The sequence below is a fragment of the Massilia niabensis genome (assembly GCF_042655085.1).
Classification (GTDB): Bacteria; Pseudomonadota; Gammaproteobacteria; order Burkholderiales; family Burkholderiaceae_D; genus Telluria; species Telluria niabensis.
Map to the genome: position 1 here is coordinate 319193 of NZ_JBHSMU010000003.1, position 19680 is coordinate 338872.

The 19680-nt window shown below is 63.6% G+C and carries 17 protein-coding genes; 7 read left to right on the top strand and 10 right to left on the bottom strand.

The features are described from left to right. Positions 1 to 76 precede the first annotated feature (76 nt). A complete protein-coding gene (rpoH, locus tag ACFPN5_RS01560; RefSeq protein ID WP_379779390.1) occupies positions 77 to 967 on the top strand; it encodes an RNA polymerase sigma factor RpoH in 891 nt (296 codons plus the stop codon). 159 nt (positions 968 to 1126) lie between these two features. Here the strand turns inward: rpoH and pstS are convergent, their stop codons facing one another. Then, on the bottom strand, positions 1127 to 2155 hold the full coding sequence (gene pstS, locus ACFPN5_RS01565) for a phosphate ABC transporter substrate-binding protein PstS (RefSeq protein ID WP_379779392.1): 1029 nt from the start codon (positions 2153 to 2155) through the stop codon (positions 1127 to 1129). A 192-nt stretch (positions 2156 to 2347) separates the two neighbouring features. On the opposite strand from pstS, the gene ggt reads away from it, so the two are divergent. Continuing rightward, positions 2348 to 4120, top strand: coding sequence for a gamma-glutamyltransferase (gene ggt / locus ACFPN5_RS01570; RefSeq protein WP_379779394.1), 1773 nt, complete (start codon positions 2348 to 2350; stop codon positions 4118 to 4120). Between the two features lies 1 nt (position 4121). Here the strand turns inward: ggt and ACFPN5_RS01575 are convergent, their stop codons facing one another. Genes ACFPN5_RS01575 through ACFPN5_RS01585 form a run of 3 tightly spaced genes read right to left on the bottom strand, consistent with a single transcriptional unit; the run spans position 4122 to position 6684 of the window. Next, positions 4122 to 5546 carry a hypothetical protein gene (locus tag ACFPN5_RS01575; RefSeq protein ID WP_379779396.1) on the bottom strand — a complete coding sequence of 475 codons (1425 nt, stop codon included), beginning with the start codon at positions 5544 to 5546 and terminating at the stop codon, positions 4122 to 4124. Then, a complete protein-coding gene (locus ACFPN5_RS01580) occupies positions 5543 to 6289 on the bottom strand; it encodes an ABC transporter ATP-binding protein (protein WP_379779398.1) in 747 nt (248 codons plus the stop codon). The genes ACFPN5_RS01575 and ACFPN5_RS01580 overlap by 4 nt, the downstream gene beginning before the upstream one ends. Further along, positions 6286 to 6684, bottom strand: coding sequence for a GntR family transcriptional regulator (locus ACFPN5_RS01585; protein ID WP_379779400.1), 399 nt, complete (start codon positions 6682 to 6684; stop codon positions 6286 to 6288). Before ACFPN5_RS01585 ends, ACFPN5_RS01580 begins: the two co-directional genes overlap by 4 nt. A 125-nt stretch (positions 6685 to 6809) precedes the next feature. On the opposite strand from ACFPN5_RS01585, the gene ACFPN5_RS01590 reads away from it, so the two are divergent. Continuing rightward, positions 6810 to 7694 (top strand): dienelactone hydrolase family protein, encoded by an 885-nt coding sequence (locus ACFPN5_RS01590; protein WP_379779402.1) that lies wholly within the window; start codon positions 6810 to 6812, stop codon positions 7692 to 7694. 139 nt (positions 7695 to 7833) lie between these two features. Then, positions 7834 to 8856, top strand: a complete 1023-nt coding sequence (locus ACFPN5_RS01595) for a Fe(3+) ABC transporter substrate-binding protein (RefSeq protein WP_379779404.1) — start codon at positions 7834 to 7836, stop codon at positions 8854 to 8856. A 75-nt stretch (positions 8857 to 8931) separates the two neighbouring features. On the opposite strand, the gene ACFPN5_RS01600 is transcribed toward ACFPN5_RS01595, so the two are convergent. Beyond that, positions 8932 to 10572: an ABC transporter permease gene (locus ACFPN5_RS01600; RefSeq protein ID WP_379779406.1), complete on the bottom strand. Its 1641-nt coding sequence runs from the start codon at positions 10570 to 10572 to the stop codon at positions 8932 to 8934. A 55-nt stretch (positions 10573 to 10627) separates the two neighbouring features. Between ACFPN5_RS01600 and ACFPN5_RS01605 the strand changes: the two genes are divergently transcribed. After that, the gene (locus ACFPN5_RS01605) at positions 10628 to 11677 is read left to right on the top strand and encodes an ABC transporter ATP-binding protein (RefSeq protein ID WP_379779408.1); all 1050 of its coding nucleotides are present in this window, start codon (positions 10628 to 10630) and stop codon (positions 11675 to 11677) included. 45 nt (positions 11678 to 11722) lie between these two features. Here ACFPN5_RS01605 and ACFPN5_RS01610 read toward each other — a convergent pair whose 3' ends face one another. From ACFPN5_RS01610 to ACFPN5_RS01630, 5 genes are all read right to left on the bottom strand, one after another. Continuing rightward, entirely contained in the window at positions 11723 to 13768 is a 2046-nt protein-coding gene (locus ACFPN5_RS01610) for a TonB-dependent receptor (RefSeq protein WP_379779410.1), read from the bottom strand. Positions 13769 to 14016: 248 nt separating this feature from the next. Continuing rightward, positions 14017 to 14598, bottom strand: coding sequence for a TerD family protein (locus tag ACFPN5_RS01615; protein ID WP_379779412.1), 582 nt, complete (start codon positions 14596 to 14598; stop codon positions 14017 to 14019). Between the two features lie 24 nt (positions 14599 to 14622). After that, positions 14623 to 15318 carry a TIGR00266 family protein gene (locus tag ACFPN5_RS01620; RefSeq protein ID WP_379779414.1) on the bottom strand — a complete coding sequence of 232 codons (696 nt, stop codon included), beginning with the start codon at positions 15316 to 15318 and terminating at the stop codon, positions 14623 to 14625. 62 nt (positions 15319 to 15380) lie between these two features. Next, positions 15381 to 15956: a TerD family protein gene (locus ACFPN5_RS01625; RefSeq protein WP_379779416.1), complete on the bottom strand. Its 576-nt coding sequence runs from the start codon at positions 15954 to 15956 to the stop codon at positions 15381 to 15383. Between the two features lie 205 nt (positions 15957 to 16161). After that, positions 16162 to 17229, bottom strand: coding sequence for a DUF475 domain-containing protein (locus ACFPN5_RS01630; RefSeq protein ID WP_379779418.1), 1068 nt, complete (start codon positions 17227 to 17229; stop codon positions 16162 to 16164). A 104-nt stretch (positions 17230 to 17333) separates the two neighbouring features. Between ACFPN5_RS01630 and nhaR the strand changes: the two genes are divergently transcribed. Both nhaR and ACFPN5_RS01640 read left to right on the top strand, forming a co-directional pair. Next, positions 17334 to 18242 carry a transcriptional activator NhaR gene (gene nhaR / locus ACFPN5_RS01635; RefSeq protein WP_379779420.1) on the top strand — a complete coding sequence of 303 codons (909 nt, stop codon included), beginning with the start codon at positions 17334 to 17336 and terminating at the stop codon, positions 18240 to 18242. A gap of 47 nt (positions 18243 to 18289) precedes the next feature. Further along, positions 18290 to 19648 carry a hemolysin family protein gene (locus tag ACFPN5_RS01640; protein ID WP_379779422.1) on the top strand — a complete coding sequence of 453 codons (1359 nt, stop codon included), beginning with the start codon at positions 18290 to 18292 and terminating at the stop codon, positions 19646 to 19648. Positions 19649 to 19680 lie beyond the last annotated feature (32 nt).

Consider the following 19680-nt stretch of genomic DNA (forward strand, 5'->3'; position numbering starts at 1 on the left):
ATGGTGTGCAGTCAGCTCCGGGGTGTCCCGGCAAACGTTGACGATGCAGCAAAGACGACTCTACGAGGAAAACATAATGTCCGCACAATCCGCATTGGTTCCAACCAGCAATCGTGCTCTGGGACTTGGCTTCACCGGCAATCTCGGTAACATCGACGCGTATATTTCCGCGGTGAACCGCCTGCCGATGCTGACCCACGAGGAAGAAGTCTCGCTGGCAAAGCGGCTGCGGGAAGCGAACGATCTCGACGCCGCACAGAAACTGGTGCTGTCGCACCTGCGCCTGGTGGTGTCGATTGCGCGCGGCTACCTCGGCTACGGCCTGCCGCACGCCGACCTGATCCAGGAAGGCAACATCGGTCTGATGAAGGCAGTCAAGCGCTTCGACCCGAACCAGGGCGTGCGCCTGGTGTCGTACGCCATGCACTGGATCAAGGCCGAGATGCATGAATACATCTTGAAGAACTGGCGCCTGGTAAAGGTCGCTACGACCAAAGCCCAGCGCAAGCTGTTCTTCAACCTGCGCAGCAACAAGGTCGGCCTCGATGCGATGACGCCGACCCAGGTCGACGACCTGGCGAAGATGCTCGACGTCAAGCGCGAAGAAGTGATCGAGATGGAAACGCGCCTCTCGGGCCGCGACATCGCCCTGGAAGCGCCAACCGATGACGAGGACGACAAGTTCTCGCCGATCGCCTACCTGTCGTCGGACCAGCAGGAGCCGACCAAGGTGCTCGAAGCCGAGCAGGTCACGCGCCTGCAGTCCGAAGGCCTGGAAACCGCGCTCGGCAAGCTCGACCCGCGTTCGCGCCGCATCGTCGAAGCACGCTGGCTGGCGAACGACGACGGCTCGGGTGCGACGCTGCACACGCTGGCTGAAGAGTTCGGCGTATCGGCCGAGCGGATTCGCCAGATCGAATCGGCGGCCCTGAAGAAAATGAAAGGCGCGCTGGCGGCGTTTGTATAAGCCAGGGCTTGTGCAGGACAGGCGGCCCCGCGAGGGCCGCTTTTTTATTGTTGAAGGCGGCGTAACGTAGGGCACGCGGCCGCTAACGAAAAAAAACGGCGGCCCATGAGGACCGCCGCCAATTACCGGTAATTCAACGGGCCTTCGCCCATTCGTGAATCAATAAATCGCCGCGCCCGACGCGTCCTTCAGCTGCCCTTTCCACGCGCCCTGCACCAGCTTGACGACCGATGCCGGCATCGGCACGTAGTCCAGCTCGGCTGCGGCGGCGGCGCCGTTCTTGAAGGCGTAGTCGAAGAACTTCACGACTTCCTTGCCCTTGGCCGCATCAGCCTGCGCCTTGTGCATCAGGATGTAGGACACACCCGTGATTGGCCAGCTGTTCTTGCCGGCGGTGTCGGTCAGGATCACGGCGAAGCCCGGGGTCTTGGTCCATTCGGCGCTGGCGGCGGCGGCCTTGAAATGTTCGTCGTCAGGCTGCAGGAACTGGCCATCCTTGTTCTTCAACTGGGTGTGCGACAGCTTGTTCTTCTTGGCATAGGCCCACTCCACATAACCGATCGAGCCCTTGATGCGCTGCACGTTGGCGGCGACGCCTTCGTTGCCCTTGCCGCCCACGCCCGTCGCCCACTTGACCGAGGTGCCGGCGCCGATTTTCGTCTGGAATTCCGGGTTCACTTTCGACAGGTAGTCGGTGAACAGGAAGGAGGTGCCCGAGCTGTCGGCGCGGTGCACGACGGTGATGTTCGCGTCCGGCAGTTTCACGCCCGGGTTCAGCGCGGCGATCGCCCCGTCATTCCACTTGGTGACTTTGCCGAGGTAGATGTCGGCCAGGACCGGGCCGGTGAGCTTGAGCTGGCCCGGGTTCACGCCTTCGACGTTGACGACGGCGACCACGCCGCCCATGATGGCCGGGAACTGCATCAGGCCGGCTTCCTCGAGTTCCGCCGCTTTCAAGGGCATGTCCGAAGCACCGAAGTCGACGGTCTTGGCCTTGATCTGCTTGATGCCGGCGCCCGAGCCGACCGACTGGTAGTTCATGCTGTTGCCGGTGGCGGCCTTGTACGATTCGGCCCACTTGGCGTAGATCGGGTACGGGAAGGTCGCGCCAGCACCGGTCACATCGGCGGCGAAGGAGGAAGACATCACCATCGCTGCGGCGGCGCCGGCGATCATCGTTTTGAACATGTGCTGGATTTTCATTTTTGTCGTGGTCCGGGTTGGAGAGCTTGGTTAAGTGACCAGCGCAGTCTAGTCATGGAGTGTGACCGGCGTGTGACCGCCATGTGACGGCTATATGACTGGCGATTCGCGCATTGCCGTGGCGTTTTTGCTATGCTCGCCAGACACATCCGCTCCCTACCCTTTCCGATTGCGCCCATGACCAGACCCGCCACTGCCCTCGCCTGCGGCCTCACCCTGTCGATCATCCTGCACGCGCCGCTCGCGCTGGCGAAAACGCCGGTGGCCACGGGTACCGGCGGCGCGGTCGCCACCATCAGCGAACAGGCCTCGCAGTCGGCGCTCGCCATCCTGAATAAGGGCGGCAACGCGATCGACGCCGCGGTGGCGGCCGCCGCCACGCTGGGCGTGACCGATCCCTTCAGCTGCGGCATCGGCGGCGGCGGCTTCATGGTGATCTACCTCGCCAAGGACAAGCGTGCCATCACGATAGACAGTCGCGAAACGGCGCCCGCCTCGTTTACGCCGGCGGTCTTCCTCGAGAACGGCAAAGAGCTCGATTACGAGAAAGCCATCGCCAGCGGCGCGGCGGTCGGCGTGCCCGGCACGGTGCGCGGCTGGCACGAAGCGCTCGAACGCTATGGCAGCATGAATTTCAAACAGGTGCTGGCGCCGGCGATCGACGTGGCCACGAAAGGCTTTACGGTGAGCGACACGTTCTCCCATCTGACGCAGCAAAATGAAAAAAAATTCCAGCAATTCGGCACGACCAGCGCGCTCTACCTGAGGGGCGGCAAGGCAGTAAAACCGGGCACGCTGCTGCGCAACCCGGACATGGCGAAAGCCTACCGCGAGATTGCCGCGCGCGGACAGCGCGCGTTCTACGAAGGCCCCATGGCACGTGCCATCGTCGACGCCGTCAACCGGCCGCCGGCGGCACAGGGCGTCAGCGTACGGCCCGGCAGGATGACGCTGGCCGACCTGGCCAACTACGAAGCGCGCATCCGCCAGCCGGTCGTCAGCACCTACCGCGGCTATGAAATTGTCGGCATGCCCCTGCCGAGCAGCGGCGGCGTCACCGTCGCCGAGGCCCTGAACATCCTGGAAGGCTACGACCTGAAAGCGATGCCGCGCGCCCAGGCCGAGCACCTGTACCTGGAAGCGAGCCGGCTCGCCTTTGCCGACCGCAACGCCTACCTGGCGGACCCGGAATACGTGGAGGCGCCGGTTGCCGGTTTGCTTTCGAAGGAATATGCGAAGGGGCGCCGCGCCGCGATCGACATGCAGCGCGCGGCACTGAATGTGGCGGCCGGCGACCCGTATGCGTTTCAGCAGGACCCGAGCGTCCCGCTGCGCCCCCAGCTCCCGCAACGCAGGCTGGGCCAGGAAAGCGCGCATACGACCCACTTCACCGTCTCCGACAAGGAGGGCAATATCGTCTCCTACACCTTCACCATCGAATCCTGGGGCGGCAGCGGCATCGTGGTGCCGGGCTACGGCTTCTTGCTGAACAACGAGATGACCGACTTCGATTTTTCAGGCCCGCACCCGAACGTGCCGGAAGCGGGCAAGCGCCCGCGCAGCAGCATGGCGCCGACCATCGCGTTCAAGGACGGCAAGCCGGCATTCACTATCGGCAGCCCGGGCGGATCGACGATCATCACGACGGTGCTGCAGACGATCGTCAATCACATCGACTTCGGCATGCCGATGGACCAGGCGCTGAACGCGCCGCGCCTGTCCGAGCGCAACGGCGCCACGACCTCGGTGGAGCCGGGCTTCCCCGGCAGCGCGCAGGCGCGGGCCCTGGCGGCCTTCGGCCACAAGTGGGCGAATGGACCCGAGCACCCGCCCGAGGAGATCGGCGCCGCCAACGCCATCGTGTTCAATCCGGACGGCACGGTGACGGCGGTTAGCGAGGGCAAGCGCCACGGCATTGGCAGCGCGCTGGTGCAGAAGCGCGCGCACTGATTCACGCCAGGCGGCCCACCGGGAAGGCGTGCGGCGCGGCGGCCAGCCGGCGCCAGCGCCAGGCCACGGCCACGCCCGTCCACACTACTGCCGCAAGCACAGCCGCCAGCAAGGTCGATGTGCCCAGCATGCGATGCATGAGCGCACCGGCCAGGAGGCACACGCCCAGCGAAACGAGCAGCCATACGAACGGCCACCAGCCTCCTGTCACACTGCGGCGGGCATGGTTGCGTAGGCTTGACGCGGCCAGCGGCAGGGTCAGGAAGCAGAAGCAGGCGGACACCACGCGGATCGGCGCCGGCACACCGATCAGCGCCAGCAGCAAGAGGACCGCGGCCGACACCATCACCCATTCGCCCAGGCCGGCCAGCAGCAGGCGCCCCCCGAGCCGGCGATTAAACCGGTCGGCGGCGCCAGGCATGGCGGGGGCCAGCCTCACCAGGTTTTGCTCGCCGCCGGTCAGCGACAGGCGCATCAGGCGGCGGTGGTGGTCGAACACCTGCACGAACAGCGCCGATGAAACAACGACCCAGCTGCCGGCAGCGAGCGCCTTCAGCATGCCCGCCGGGGCGAAGTGGCGCGCGACGGCCATCACAAGCGTCGCCGTCGCGACGAACACGACCATCGGCAGGAAGCGCTGGGTCCAATGCGTGGCCGGTCCGAGCACGTGCATCAGCAGCGCGCCTGCATCACGGCGAGCACAGTCGCGCGCCAGGGAGGCCCTGTAGGCCCAGAGGCCGAGGCGGGAAACGTGCGGCTGCCTGAACTGCTCCTCGCCGCTCATCCGGTTCGTTGCCAGCGCCTGCGCCGCGCGCTGGCGAAAATGACGGTCGCCGCCGCAAGGGAACATGGTCTTGACCGTATATGCGCCCAAGGCCAGCATCAGCAGACTTGCCACCACCACCACGGGGGCCTTGGCGAACCATGCTATCCAGTCGACAGGGAAGGCTCGCGAGATGTACGCCATCGGGAGCAGGAACAGGAATCCCATGCCGGCCTGATGGCCGCTACAGAAGAGGCCGAAGCCGACGATCCAGAGCCCCACGGCAAGGAAGGCGATCTGCACAGGGACGATCGAGCCCGAAGCCAGCAGCGTGCCCATCACGGTAGCAAACAGCCATACCAGCACTGTCAAGCCCATCAGGCGGCGGCGCAGGCGCGGCACCAGCACTGCATTTGCCGGGGTATTCATCTTGACCGCGGCCGGTACGAACACCACCAGTCCGGCGAAGGCGATGATGCCGAACACGGCGCGCAGGCAGTTGGCCACGACCGCAAACGGGTCGGAGGTCTTCATCCACGTAAGCATCCCGACGAACAGCGCAAACAACAGCGCCAGGCAGCACAGCACTGCATAATTGCGTGCACGGAATTTCGCGAGCGCTATACGGTACAGGAGCGCATAGTCGCGCAGCGCCGCGTTCATTGCGTGACCTCGATGAACAGGTCTTCCAGGCTGAGCGGCTCGGCGCGCGTACCGGCCTGGCCCCGCGCGCCTTCCAACAAGTCGTCGAGATGGCCTTGCAAGGTAATCTTGCCGTCCTTCAGGAAGGCGATGTCGAGGGCGACCCGTTCCAGGTCCGACAGGATGTGGGTCGAGAACACCACCGTGGTGCCATGCTCGATGACGCCGTCGATCAGCTCGCGCAGGAAGTCGCGGCGGCCGACCGGGTCGAGGCTGGAAACCGGCTCGTCGAGGATCAGCAGTTCCGGATCGGGGCCGAGCGCGCGGATGATCGACAGGCGCTGCTGCTCGCCGCCCGACAGTTTACTGATCGGCTTGTTCTGCATGAGCTTGTCGAAGCCCCAGCGCGCGAGCAGCGCGTCGACCTTGGCATCGTTCCAGCGCGGGTACAAGGCCTTGAAGTAGTCGAGCATCTGGCGCGGCGTGAGCCAGTCGAACAGGTCGGACTTCTGCGGCACGTAGCCGATCCGGGCGCGCGTGGCGTCGGACAGGTTGCGCACGTCCTCGCCGTAGATGCGCACCGAACCGCCATCCGTTTCGCGCAGGCCGAGCAGGCATTCGAGCAGGGTCGACTTGCCGGCGCCGTTGCGGCCCAGCAGGCCGATGATCTGGCCCGGGCGTACTTGCCATTCGAGGCCGTTCAATACGGGTTGGCTGCCGAAATGCTTGCTGATCGAGGAGATCTCGACGATCGGGGTGTTCATGCTTGTTCCTTCAGGATTTGGATGAAGAGGGAAACGACGGTGTCTGGATCGAGTTCGAGCTGGCGCGCCTCCAGCGCGGCACGCTCCAAGGTCGGGCGCAGCAGCGCGGCGCGTTCAAGCAGGCTGTGGCTGGCGCCGGCGCGCTCGGCGACCAGCATGCCCATGCCGCGGCGGCGCGCCAGCACCCCTTCCATCTCGAGCAGGCCGTAGGCTTTCGACACGGTCATCGGGTTCAGGGCGAGCGCCTGCGCGACGTCGCGCACCGAGGGCAGCGCGTCGCCGGGCGCCATCTGGCCGGCGGCGACCAGGCGCCGCACCTGCTCGACGAGCTGGCGGTAGATCGGCTCGGGAGAGCCGGTGGTAATCGAGAATAGCTGGGCGGAGTGGGTGGTCATGGCGTCTACTGTATTAGTTAATTAATACAGTAGACTGATTTTAATCTGATGTCAACGTGAAATGTTGACCGATCCAATTCGGGGGTATGCTAGCGAAATAACTCCAACCTCGAGAGGCCACCGGCATGACCCGACTGACAGCAAAGGATTTCGATCCCGAGGTACTGCAACTATTCGACGGCTATGTGCATGGGCGCCTGTCGCGCCGCGAATTCCTGGCAAGCGCTTCGCGTTACGCAGCCGGTGGCTTGACAGCGGCGGGCTTGCTGGCCCAGCTGTCGCCTTCATTCGCCGCGCCCCTGGTCACGCCGTCGGACAGCCGCCTGAAGACGAGTTACGAACAGTTTCCCTCTCCGCTGGGTTACGGCACGCTACGCGGCTATATGGCCGCTCCCGCCAATGCCAGGGACAAGTTGGCCGCGATCCTGGTGGTACACGAAAATCGTGGCCTCAATCCCCATGTCGAAGATGTCGCGCGCCGGCTGGCGCTGGAGGGCTTCATCGCTTTCGCTCCGGACGCGCTGCATCCGCTGGGTGGCTATCCGGGTGAGGAAGACAAGGCACGCGCGCTGTTCCAGAAGCTGGACCAGGTCAAGTCGCGGGCCGATTTCCTCGCCGCAGCGTACGCGCTCAAGGGGCTCGCGCAGTCGACGGGCAAGGTCGGGGTGGTCGGGTTCTGCTATGGCGGCGCCATCGCGAATTACTTGGCCACGGTCCTGCCGGACCTGGCCGCGGCCGTGCCCTTCTATGGCAGCCAGCCGAGCGCCGACGATGTGCGCAGGATCCGTGCGCCGCTGATGATCCACGACGCCGGCAAGGATGCGCGCATCCTGGCTGGCTGGCCCGCGTACGAGGCGGCGCTCAAGGCGAACAAGGTGGACTATCAGCACTTCGTGTACGAAGGCGCCGAGCACGGCTTCCATAACGACACGACGCCACGCTATGACGAGGCGGCGGCGAAGCTGGCATGGAGCCGCACGCTCGGATTCTTCAAGGAAAAGACGGCGTAATACCGTCATCGTTGACCCTTGCCGCCATGCTTGCGGTGTTCAGTTTATCGGAATCTGGTTCTTTCAACGATGATGCAAATGAGTGTCATTTGCATCTGCCGGCTCGTTTTGTTACCCTGCAGTTTTGATTAACTACTGGATGATCGTGAGCCCGCACAAAATCGCAGCCCTTTCCTTGGCCTCGCTGGTGGCCTTGCCTGCCTTGGGCCAGGACAAAGTACTGAACCTGTATTCCGCACGCCATTACCAGACCGATGAAGCGCTGTACACGGATTTCACCAAGCAGACCGGAATCAAGATCAACCGCATCGAAGCGGGCGAAAACGAACTGCTCGAGCGTCTGCGCAACGAGGGCGCCTACAGCCCGGCCGACGTCTTCTTGACAGTCGACGCGGCCCGGCTGGGCAAGGCCGAGGAAATGGGCTTGTTCGCACCGGTCAAATCGGCGGTGCTGACGCAGCGTATCCCGGCGCACCTGCGCACCGACACATGGTTCTCGTTCTCGCAGCGCGCGCGCGTCATCGTCGCCAACAAGGCGCGCGTGAACGCGGCCGATGTCCAGACCTACGAGAGCCTGGCCAATCCAAAGCTCAAGGGCCAGGTGTGCGTGCGTTCCGGCGCCCATCCGTACAACCTGTCGCTCGGCGCCGCCATCCTCAATCACCACGGCGAGCAAAAGACGCAGGCCTGGGCCAAGGGCCTGGTAGAGAACTTTGCGCGCGCGCCGAAAGGCGGCGACACCGATCAGATCAAGGCCGTCGCTGCCGGCGAGTGCGGGGTTGCCCTGGCAAACTCCTACTATGTCGCGCGCATGCTGCGCTCGGACAAGCCGGAAGACAAGAAGGTCATGGAAAACGTGACGGTCATCTGGCCGAACCAGAAGGCCACGGGCGCCCATATGAACATTTCCGGCGGAGGCATGCTCAAGACTGCGCCGAACAAGGAATCCGCGGTCAAGTTCCTGGAATACCTGGCATCGAACCAGGCACAGGTGTATTTTGCTGACGGGAATAACGAGTGGCCTGTCGTCGCCAGCGTCAAGACCAGCAATCCCGGCCTGGCCGCGATGGGCACCTTCAAGGCCGATACCGTGAAAGTTCGCGCCCTGGCTGCGAAGCAAGCCGAAGTCCAGAAGATCTACGACCGTGCCGGCTGGCGCTGATCCGCTTCTGCACAGGCTGCCAGCAGGTTCTCGAATGCCGTCCGGGTCGCACCGCACGGCAATGTTCGTTTCAAGCTAGCGCGCATGGCGGCTGCGCGCGATCTCGCGGGTCAGCACCATCAGCGGCAGCACGCCGACGGCGACGATCGCCAGCGCCGCCGTCGAGGCTTCGGTCAGGCGTTCGTCGGACGCGAGCACATAGGCCTGGGTGGCCAAGGTGTCGAAATTGAAGGGCCGCATGACCAGGGTTGCCGGCAGTTCCTTCATGACTTCCACGAACACCAGCAGGCCGGCCGTCAGCAGGCTGCCCCGCAGCATGGGGATGTGGATACGCCAGAGCGTGGCCGGCGCGCCGTGACCGAGCGAGCGCGCGGCGTCGTCCATCGACGTGGTGATCTTGCCCAGGCCCGCCTCCACCGTCTGCAGCGAGACGGCCAGGAAGCGCACCAGGTAGGCGTACACCAGCGCTGCGATGCCGCCTGTTAGCAGCAGGCCCGGGTTGACCCCGGTCAGCTGCATCCAGGCCGAGGCCAGCCAGGTATCGAGACGGGTCACCGGCAGCAGCACTCCCACCGAGATGACCGTGCCCGACAGCGCATAGCCGAGCCCGGCCAGGCGGTTGACGTTGCGGTGCAAGTTGCCGCGTGCGGTGCGCGCCGCATACGCCAGCAGCACCGCGATCGCCACGGCCAGGACCGCCGCCAGCGCGGCCAGCACGAAGCTGTTCCGGGCAAGCACAAGGAAGCGTTCGCCGAACTGGGCGTCGCCGCTAGTGAGGGCCATCTGCAGCAAGACCGCGGCGGGCAGCAAGAAGCCGGCAAGCAACGGAACGCTGCAGAACACGACGGCCGCCGCCGCGCGCAGGCCCGTCAGGCGGTCGCCGGGATGGCTGGTTTGGCGGGTGCCGGCGACGTCGAAACGGGCGCGGGCGCGGCTGAGTTGCTCGATCAGGAGCAGCAGCGCCACAAAGCCCAACAAGGCCGCAGCCAGCTGCGCCGCCGCCTCGCGGTCACCCAGGGAAAACCAGGCGCGGTAGATCCCTGTCGTGAAAGTTTGAACGCCGAAATACGAGACCGCGCCATAGTCGGCCAGCGTTTCCATCAAGGCCAGCGCGGCGCCGGCGGCAATGGCGGGACGCGCCAGCGGCACGGCGATCATGAAGAAGCGCCGCCATGGCCCCAGTCCCAGCGAACGTCCGACGTCGAGCATGCCGCCGGCCCGCTCGAGGAAGGTCGAGCGCGCCAGCAGGTACACATAGGGATACAGCACGAAGGTGAAGATCACGGCGGCGCCGCCGAGGGTGCGTATGTCGGGAAACCAGTAGCTGCCTGGCGTGAGCGCAAACGTGGCGCGCAGCCAGGTCTGGACCGGCCCGACGAACTGGAACAGGTCGGTGTAGGTGTAAGCCATCACGTAGGTCGGCACCGCCAGCGGCAGCACCAGCGCCCACTCGAACAGGCGCCGCCCAGGAAAATCATGCATCGTGACCAGCCAGGCGGCGCCGGTTCCGATGACGACCGTACCGGTGCCGACGACCGCGCACAGGTACAGGGTGCTGAGAATATACGACGCGAGCACGGTGTCGGCCAGGTGGGCCCAGGTCGCGCCGCCGGCGCCGGGCAGCAGCGACGCCGCCACGGTCAGCAAAGGAACCGCTATCAAGACCGCGACCACCAGTGCCGCCGCTTGCAGGGGGTTGAACGCCGATTTCGCCACGATAACCTAAGGAAATAAAGGAATTATAATGGGTCCTTTACTCCCCCGAACCACCATGGCGCTTCTTGAACTGCAGCAGCTTTCTCATGCTTACGGCGGTCATCCTGTCGTCGACGGCCTGTCGCTCGATCTGGCGCCCGGCACGATCGGCTGCCTGCTCGGACCGTCCGGCTGCGGCAAGACCACCGTGCTTCGCTGTATTGCCGGATTCGAGCGCCCCGATGCAGGTACCATCCGGGTCGGCGAAGAAGTGGTCAGCGCGCCCTCCGGCCATGTGCCGCCCGAGCGGCGCCGCATCGGCATGGTGTTCCAAAATTATTCGCTGTTTCCGCACCTGAGCGTGGCGGCCAACGTCGCCTTCGGCTTGCAGGCCCTGCCCTCGGCCGAGCGCAAGGCCCGTGTGCACGCCTTGCTGGAACTGGTCGGACTGCCGAGCCAGGCCGGCAGGTATCCGCACGAGCTCTCTGGCGGCCAGCAGCAGCGTGTCGCGCTGGCGCGCGCCCTGGGACCGCGGCCGCGCCTGCTGCTGCTCGACGAACCATTTTCCAGCCTCGATGTGGATCTGCGCGAACGCCTGGCGGCCGAAGTCGGGGCCATCCTGCGCGCCGAGGGCACCACGGCAGTCCTGGTCACGCACGACCAGCACGAAGCGTTTGCGATGGCCGACCAGGTGGGGGTGATGCACGGGGGGCGGATCCAGCAGTGGGACACCCCGTACAACCTGTATCACCGGCCGGCCAACCGCTTCGTGGCGGACTTCATCGGCCAGGGCGTTTTCGTACCCGGCCAGGTACTGGCGGGCGGCGCGATCGGCATCGAGCTGGGCGCGCTGCGCAACGCCGCGGCAGGCAGCGCGTGCGCGTGGCAGCCTGGGGAGGCCGTCACCGTCCTGCTGCGCCCGGACGACGTCGTCCATGACGACGCCAGCCCCGTGACCGCCGAGGTAGTGGCAAAGGCGTTTCGCGGCGCCGAATTTCTCTATACGCTAAAGCTCGGCAGCGGACAGGAAGTGCTGTCGCTGGTCCCGAGCCACCACGACCACGCGCCGGGCGAACGGATCGGCATCCGCCTCGACGTCGACCACGTGGTCGCCTTCCCCGCCTGACCGCTGCCGGCCCCTCGCGAGGCCGGCGGCAAGTGCCCAGGCAGGTTAGAAGCTGGCGAACAGCGACAGTTTCACGCTGCGCGGCGCACCGGGCGTGATGTTGTTGTCGTTGTGGGCCGAGGCCCAGTACTTCTTGTCGAACAGGTTTTCCACGTTCAGCTGCACGCGGTACTGCTTGCTGAAACGGTAGAAGACGGCGCCATCGACGCGGGTGAACGAGGGCAGCATCACCGTGTTCGAAGTCGAGGTGTACAGGCTGTCGCGATACACCACGCCCAGGGACGCGGCCAGCGGTACGCTGAAGTCGTAGCGGCTCCACAGCGAGAACGTGTGCTTCGGCACCATCGCCAAGCGGGCGCCGGAACGCACCGTGGCCGACTGGTCGGCGGTCAGCACCGCGTCCTGGTAAGCGTAGCCGCCCATGACGCTGAGTGCTTGCGTCACGCGTCCCGTCAGATCGAGTTCGACGCCCTTGCTGCGCTGGCCATCGACCAGGATGCTGGTACCGGCCACCGCGCCAGGCACGACGACGTTGCTGCGGTCGAGCTGATAGACGGCGGCGCTGGCGGCCAGCAGCGGGGTCACATCCCACTTCACGCCGAGTTCGACATTGTCGAATTTCTCAGGATCGAAAGCACGGTTGCTTGCGGTAAGCGAAGTGAGCTGGTCACCGGCGCGCGGCAGGTAGGCGCGGCTGTAGCTGGCATACAGCGACATCGCTTCCACCGGTTTGTAGATCAGGCCGAAACGTGGCGAGACCGGCGTATCGGTCACCTCGAACTGGCCATTGCTGGTGGCAAGGCGATTGTTGAAGTCGACGCTGAAGCGGTCGTAGCGCAAGCCCGCCACTGCCTGCCATTGGGGCGAGAAGATGATCTGGTCCTGCAGATAGACGGACGCGACCTTGGCCTCGCTGTAGTTGCTGGTGGTCGCCGTCGGGAAGCTGACGCCGCCGGTATAGATCGGGTTACTGGCGAGAACACTCGCGGGGGCCGCGAACACACCGCCGCGGCGCGCGTTATCGGTTTCCTGGCGGCCGAGCTCGACACCGGCGGCGATCTTGTGGGTGATGCTGCCGGTCGCCAGCGCGTAACTCAGGTCGGTCTGATTGAACAGGTTGTTGCGTTCGGTCGTATCCAGATAGGCGCCCACGGCGAGACGGCCGGTGGCTGCGTTGACAGCGCTGTTGGCATACACGTTCTGGTAGTACTTGTCATACTTGGCGACGCGTGTGCGGTTGCGCAGCATGAAGCCATTGCCGGCATCGTGTTCGACGTAGGCCGAGAAGGCATCCACGCGCACGGCGGTCGGGCTCAGCTCGGCATTGCCGAAGAAGGTCGATGCGTCGGTGTCGAATGGACGGCCATTGAACGAAGGCACGCCACGGTCGGCGATACGGTCGTCGCGGAAATGCTCGTAGCCGAGGCTGATGCGGGTATTCCCGCCGGCGCGCAGGCTCATGGTCGGATTGATGCCCTTGCGTTCGAGCGTGACGCCGTTGCGGTAGCTGTCCGACCGCTCGGCCATGGCATTGACGCGCACGGCTACATCCGTGCTCACTGCCCCGCCGACATCGACGGCGGCGCGCTTGTGGCCATACGAACCGACGGAGAGGTTGACATCCGCCACGGGCGCCCAGCGCGCCTGCTTGCTGACGCGGTTGATCACACCACCCGAGCCGCCGCGACCAAAGATCATGGCATTGGCGCCCTTGATTGCCTCGAGGCTGTCGATGTTGTAGAAGTCGCGGTAGTACTGCACATCGTCGCGCATACCGTCGATAAAGAAATCGCCGGTCGAGCTATTGCCACGGAAAACGGCTGCGTCGCGATTACCTTCACCCTGGGCTGTGACAATCCCCGGCACGTAGCGGATCGCGTCGGCGATGCTCTGCATGGCCTGGTCGTTCATCAACTGGCGCGTAATGACCGTCACCGACTGGGGCGTATCGCGCAGCAGTGTATCGGTCTTCATGACACTGACCGACGCTTTTTCAGCATACCCGCGGTCGGCGGCGCCGAGCACTTCGACGACCGCCACCGGGGCAGGCTGCTGGTCTTCGTTTGCGAATGCTGCACAGCTCAGGAGCATACCTGCCACGGCAAGGGCGATGGGAGTCGGACGGAAGAATGTTGAAGAACGCATGATTGGCAAATAATTTGTAAATGTGAATGAGAATGAGAATAGTTCCCAATACTATTACGGTAGTGACTTATCTGCAAGAAAGATTTTTCGGCCAATAGTGAGACCGTGTGAAGGTCGTGGCGCCGCCAGGGCTTTGGATGTAAACGAAAAAAACCGGGGACATGTCCCCGGTTCATCTCACGCTGACTTAACGATTACAGGTGCGGCGTAATCGACGGCATCAGGTCGTCGAAGGTGCGGCCGCTGGCGTTTTCGCCGATGGCGTGCATCTTCCACTCGCCGTTGTGGCGGTACAGCTTGGCCATCACCTGGGCGGTGTGGGCGCCCTGCACCGACAGGTCGTAGCGCGCCACTTCCTTGTTGCCGGATGCGTCGAGCAGGCGGCAGTAGGCGTTTTGGACTTGCGAAAAGTTCTGACCGGTGAAGCTGTTCACCGTGAACACCAGCGACTTGACGTTGCCCGGCACGGCCGAGAGGTCAACGTTGATCTGCTCGTCGTCGCCATCGCCGGCGCCGGTACGGTTGTCGCCCGTGTGGACCACGCTGCCGTCCTTGCTCTTCAACTGGCGGAACCAGACCGTGTCCACCGGGCGGTTCGACTCGTCGAACATCACGACCGAGGCGTCGAGGTCGACGCTTTCGGTCTTGCCGCCGAAGCCGAGGAAGCCCTTGGATTTGATGGCGTCCCAACCGAGGCCCATCGTTACACGGGTCAGTGCACCGCCGCCCTCTTTCGAGAGCGAGATTTTCTGGCCTTTTTGCAGACTGACTGTCATTGCGTTACTCCTTAATGAGCGGAATTACTTGGCGGGCGTTTGCATCCAGGCTTTGAAGGCATTGCGGTTACGCGAACACACGTAGACCTTGCCCTTGCCGGAAAAGCGCAGGACCATGCCCTCGCCGCTGGTTTGGCTGTTGATCAGGTTACCCAGGAAGCCACCGCTGGTGCCGGTCGTGATCGAGATCTCGTAGCGCAGCGTGCTGTCCCAGCACACGACGTGCGCGTTGTCGATGATCGCATCCTTGCCCGGTTCGACTTCCAGCATCGACATCGAACCGAAGCCCGACACCACCACCTGCCCCTGGCCACCGGTTTCGGTGACGAAGAAGCCGCCGCTGTTGGCGAAGAGCGCATTGCCGATGTTCTGGGTACGCACCTTCAGCTCGACGCCGGACGAAGCGGCCACAAAAGCGCCGTCGCTGATGATGTAGTTGTTCGGGCCGACGTCAACGATCTGCATCGCACCCGGCAGCGTCGGCGACAGCAGGCAGTCGCCGTTGCCGCGCGCCGCTTCGATGTGCTGCTGGAAGAACGACTCGCCGTTGGCGAAGGTGCGCATCAGCGCGCTGCCGAGGCCGCCGCGCATCTTGCCTTTCAGGTCGAGGGTCGATTCCATCATGACCATCGCGTCGGACTCGCAATAGATGGTTTCGCCCTGCCTCATCGACACATGCAGGAAGGGATCGACATCCCCGGTCACGGTAAAAGTTGGCATCTTGAAATGGCTTCCTAAGGGTTTGGACACGGTCCCCGGTCAGGAGACCGGAGACCTTCTTTTTAAACGTTGACGCCGTAGTTCTTGGCGAGTGGCCCCAGGCCGCCCTGGAAGCCCTGGCCGATGGCGCGGAATTTCCAGTCGGCGCCGTTACGATACACCTCGCCGAAGATCATTGCCGCTTCGGTCGAGCCGTCTTCCGACAGGTCGTAGCGGGCGATTTCCGCGTCGCCACTGGCGTTGATGCAGCGGATGAAGGCCTTGCCGACCATGCCGAAGTTCTGGCGGCGGGTTTCGGCGTCGTGGATGGTCACGGCCAGCACGATCTTGTCGACGTCGGCAGGCACCTTGGTCAGGTCGACCGAGACGACTTCGTCGTCGCCTGCGCCTTCGCCGGTCTTGTTGTCGCCCGAGTGCACGACCGAGCCGTCGGCCGACTTCAGGTTGTTGTAGAAGATGAAGTCGGCGTCCGAACGGACCTTGCCCGACGAGGTGAGCATGAACACTGCGCCGTCGAGGTCGAAGGCGGCGCCATCGGTGGCGCGGGTATCCCAGCCGAGGCCGACCTTCAGGTTGGTGAGGCCAGGGGCTTCTTTCGACAGGTTGACGTTGCCGCCTTTTTGCAGACTGATTGCCATGATGTGTATCTCCTAAGTGGATAACTTATTGTTGAACACCGGTAAACCGTTTGTTCGCCGGGTATCTAGCCCGGCTCACTAACCACGCGCAGCGAGCTGGTGTTCTGCCGCTCGCCGTGCGGTTCGTTTGCGGATGACTGTAGCGATCCGCGAAATTCTTTATCAAGCCGTAGGGCAGACGGCGGAGCCGTCCACCCTACGTTATTTACGCCAACTCTTTCGCGCCATGCCCTTCCAGCGCAGCATGCTTCTTCTTGTACTGGATCGACGACCACAGCGAGGCAACGATGAACGCCACACCCGTCAAACCGGTCACCAGCTCAGGCACGTGCATCTTCATACTGACCAGCATGATCACGGCCAGGATACCGATCGCGTAGTGCGCGCCGTGCTCCAGGTACACGAACTCGTCGAGCGTGCCCTTCTTGACCAGGTAGACCGTCATCGAACGCACGAACATCGCGCCAATGGCCAGGCCCAGCATGATGATCACGACGTCGCTGGTGATCGCGAAGGCGCCGATCACGCCGTCGAAGCTGAACGAAGCATCGAGCACTTCAAGGTACAGGAAGCCGCCGATACCGCCCTTCTTGACCATGTCGCCCACGTCGCTGTTTTCATCCGATTCGCTCTTCTCGAGCAGGCTGCTGATCATGTCGACGCCGACGTAGACCAGGATGCCCCAGATACCGGCAACCAGAACGATCATCCTTTGTACAGGCTCAACGAAGGTCGAAGCGAACAGCAGGGCTGCCAGCGACACCATCACCGAGATCGACGAGACACGGCCCAGTGCGCCGAGCTTCTTCTCGAAGTTGCCCAGCCAGTGAGTTTCCTTCTCATCGTCCAGCAGGAAGTTCAGGAAGACCAGCAGCAGGAACATGCCGCCAAAGGCCGCCACTTCGGCATGGTGCGCCGTCAGGTGTCCGGAGAACGATTTCGGGTCGTTGATGGCCAGGTCCCAGACTTCGGTGACGCCCAGGTCGGCAGCCACGGCGACAATGACCAGCGGGAACACCAGGCGCATGCCGAACACGGCGATGATCATGCCCAGGCCCAGGAACAGCTTCAGCCAGAATTCGTTCCAGCCCTTCAGTACCGAGGCATTCACCACAGCGTTGTCGAACGACAGCGAAACTTCCATGATCGACAGGATGGCGGCGACGCCAAGTGCCGTCAGCGCGCCGGACAGGCCGTTATGCTCGTAACCCCACCAGGCCGCGAGTCCAAGACAGACGATTGCGACGAGGAATGACCCTCTAAAATGTTTCATATTGACTTCCCCTCATTGTGAAATTGATAGGACGCAGTGTAAAGCATACCCAACCATTGAAAAAGCGAAGATAATCGGAGAGTTACTTCGGAAAAACGGAAGACATGAAAAACGCCAGCACTAATTTCCGGCATCTATATTACTTCTGGGTGGTCGCCAAGGAGGGTAGCATTACGCGCGCAGCCGAACGGCTGGGCCTTGCGGTGCAGACCGTCAGCAGCCAGATCACCCTGCTTGAACAGTCGGTCGGCAAGGTATTGTTCACCCAGCAGGGGCGGCGCCTGGTGCTGTCCGAGGCCGGCGAAGTGGCGCACAAGTATGCCGACCAGATTTTTCTCCTCGGTGAACAGATGCAGGAAGCGCTCGACGGCGCCGGCAACCTGCGCACCCGCCTTACCGTCGGCATCGCCGACTCCCTGCCCAAGCTTACCGCGTTCCGCCTGCTCGAAACCACCACCCGGCTCGCCTTGCCGGTGCGCCTGGTGTGCTACGAGGACCAGCACGACGCCCTGCTGGCCGACCTCGCCCTGCACAAGCTCGACGTGGTGCTGACCGACCGCGCCCTCTCCACCGGCAGCACCCTGCGCGTGTTCAGCCACATGCTGTTCGAGAGCGAAATGACCGTGGTCGGCACGGCAGGCCTGGCCGCTGCCTACGCGGAACAGTTCCCGAAAAAACTGAACGGCGCGCCTTTCCTGCTGCCAACGAGGAATAATGCCTTGCGCACGAAGATCGACGAATGGTTCGAGCTGCAGGGCGTGCATCCGGACATCGTCGGCGAGTTCGAGGACAACGCCTTATTAAATACCTTCGGCCGGCGCGGCCTCGGCCTGTTTTTCGCGCCGGCGGCGCTGGCCGTCGACCTGGCCGAGCAACTGCAGGCGGTGCTGGTGGGCCGCGTTCCGCAGGTGCGCGAACAGTTCTACGCAATCTCGAACGAGCGCAAGATCCAGCATCCGGCGGTTGCGGCCATCCTGGCCTCGGTCCACCAAGGAGAGCTCGGCAGCGGTTGAGTTGTACAATGCATATCGGCTGTACCTTTTATCAACTCACCGTTTATATGGAAAATATTTTATTTGTCGTTCTGGCGCTCTTCCTCGTTGCGCTGAACGGCTTCTTTGTCGCAGCGGAATTTAGTATCGTCACGCTGCGCAAGACCCGCGTGCGGGCCATCGCCAAGACCACCGGCCTGCGCGGACGCATCCTCTCCAAGGTCCACGGCCAGCTCGACGAATACCTCTCGGCCTGCCAGCTCGGCATTACCCTTGCCTCCCTCGGCCTGGGCTGGGTCGGCGAACCGGCCTTTGCCAGCCTGCTCGAGCCCGTCTTCGCCATGCTGGGCGTGACCTCGCCGCAGATCATCCACGGCGTCTCCTTCTTCGTTGCGTTCAGCGTGATTTCCTTTCTGCACATCGTGGTGGGCGAACTGGCGCCGAAATCGCTGGCGATCCGCATTCCCGAGGTGGTCGCGCTATGGTGCGCTCTGCCGCTGTATGGTTTCTACTGGGCCATGTATCCAGCTATCTGGGTGCTGAATAAAAGCGCCAACGCGGTGCTTCGCCTGGCAGGCCTGGCCGGTTCCGGCAGCCACGAGACCCATTACTCGACCGACGAACTGAAACTCATCCTGCGCACGAATACCAGTACCAATACCGGCGCCGGCAAGGACAAATTCACCCACGACGAGCGCCACATCCTGGCGCAGTCGCTCGAATTTTCGGAAATGGCCGTGTCCGACCTGATGCGCCCGATTAACGAAGTGATCGCACTGCACGAGGACATGTCGATCGAGGAAAACCTCGACACGGTGCGCCGCAACCGCTTCTCGCGCTACCCCTATTTCGACGCCGAAGGCGAGGAAGTGCTGGGTGTGATCCACCTGAAAGACCTGTTCTTCGCCCAGCAGGCCGGCAAGGAAATCACCGACCTGACGCAATACCTGCGCCCCGTCGAAACGATCTCGGCGAGGACGCCGGCGCAGGATATCTTCCGGCGCTTCCGCACCGGGGCGCCGCACTTCGCGCTGATCGGCGAAAAGGGCAAGCGCCCGGTCGGCTTCATCACGCTCGACAACCTGCTGGGCGCGATGGTCGGCGAGATCCGCGACGAATTCCGCATGAACGAGAACGACTGGCTGCCGCAGGCCGATGGCACCTATATCGGCAAGGCCAGCCTGCCGATCTATTCGCTCGAACGCCTGCTCGGGATCGACATCGACAACGAGGAAATGGGCCTGGACGACGTCGAATCGGTCGGCGGCCTGCTGATGGCCAAGCTCGGCGACATCCCGAAGCAGGGCCAGCGCATCGAGTTCCCGAAATTCGACGTGGTGGTGAAGAAGACGAACGGACCGCGTATCCTGCTGGTGAAGGTGATACCGCAACTGGCGCGTGGCGGCGACGACGATGAGCGGGGCTGAATGTTCAGTCCGCGAGGTACACATACCCCCAT

Bases quoted from the DNA above. Each gene is read 5' to 3' on its own strand.
- ACFPN5_RS01630 (WP_379779418.1), bottom strand. From the start codon at position 17,229: ATGAAACATTTTAGAGGGTCATTCCTCGTCGCAATCGTCTGTCTTGGA.
- ACFPN5_RS01580 (WP_379779398.1), bottom strand. From the start codon at position 6,289: ATGAACACCCCGATCGTCGAGATCTCCTCGATCAGCAAGCATTTCGGC.
- ACFPN5_RS01605 (WP_379779408.1), top strand. From the start codon at position 10,628: ATGGCGCTTCTTGAACTGCAGCAGCTTTCTCATGCTTACGGCGGTCAT.
- rpoH (WP_379779390.1), top strand. From the start codon at position 77: ATGTCCGCACAATCCGCATTGGTTCCAACCAGCAATCGTGCTCTGGGA.
- nhaR (WP_379779420.1), top strand. From the start codon at position 17,334: ATGAAAAACGCCAGCACTAATTTCCGGCATCTATATTACTTCTGGGTG.
- ACFPN5_RS01595 (WP_379779404.1), top strand. From the start codon at position 7,834: ATGATCGTGAGCCCGCACAAAATCGCAGCCCTTTCCTTGGCCTCGCTG.
- ACFPN5_RS01625 (WP_379779416.1), bottom strand. From the start codon at position 15,956: ATGGCAATCAGTCTGCAAAAAGGCGGCAACGTCAACCTGTCGAAAGAA.
- ACFPN5_RS01585 (WP_379779400.1), bottom strand. From the start codon at position 6,684: ATGACCACCCACTCCGCCCAGCTATTCTCGATTACCACCGGCTCTCCC.
- ACFPN5_RS01610 (WP_379779410.1), bottom strand. From the start codon at position 13,768: ATGCTCCTGAGCTGTGCAGCATTCGCAAACGAAGACCAGCAGCCTGCC.
- pstS (WP_379779392.1), bottom strand. From the start codon at position 2,155: ATGTTCAAAACGATGATCGCCGGCGCCGCCGCAGCGATGGTGATGTCT.
- ACFPN5_RS01575 (WP_379779396.1), bottom strand. From the start codon at position 5,546: ATGAACGCGGCGCTGCGCGACTATGCGCTCCTGTACCGTATAGCGCTC.
- ggt (WP_379779394.1), top strand. From the start codon at position 2,348: ATGACCAGACCCGCCACTGCCCTCGCCTGCGGCCTCACCCTGTCGATC.
- ACFPN5_RS01640 (WP_379779422.1), top strand. From the start codon at position 18,290: ATGGAAAATATTTTATTTGTCGTTCTGGCGCTCTTCCTCGTTGCGCTG.
- ACFPN5_RS01615 (WP_379779412.1), bottom strand. From the start codon at position 14,598: ATGACAGTCAGTCTGCAAAAAGGCCAGAAAATCTCGCTCTCGAAAGAG.
- ACFPN5_RS01620 (WP_379779414.1), bottom strand. From the start codon at position 15,318: ATGCCAACTTTTACCGTGACCGGGGATGTCGATCCCTTCCTGCATGTG.
- ACFPN5_RS01590 (WP_379779402.1), top strand. From the start codon at position 6,810: ATGACCCGACTGACAGCAAAGGATTTCGATCCCGAGGTACTGCAACTA.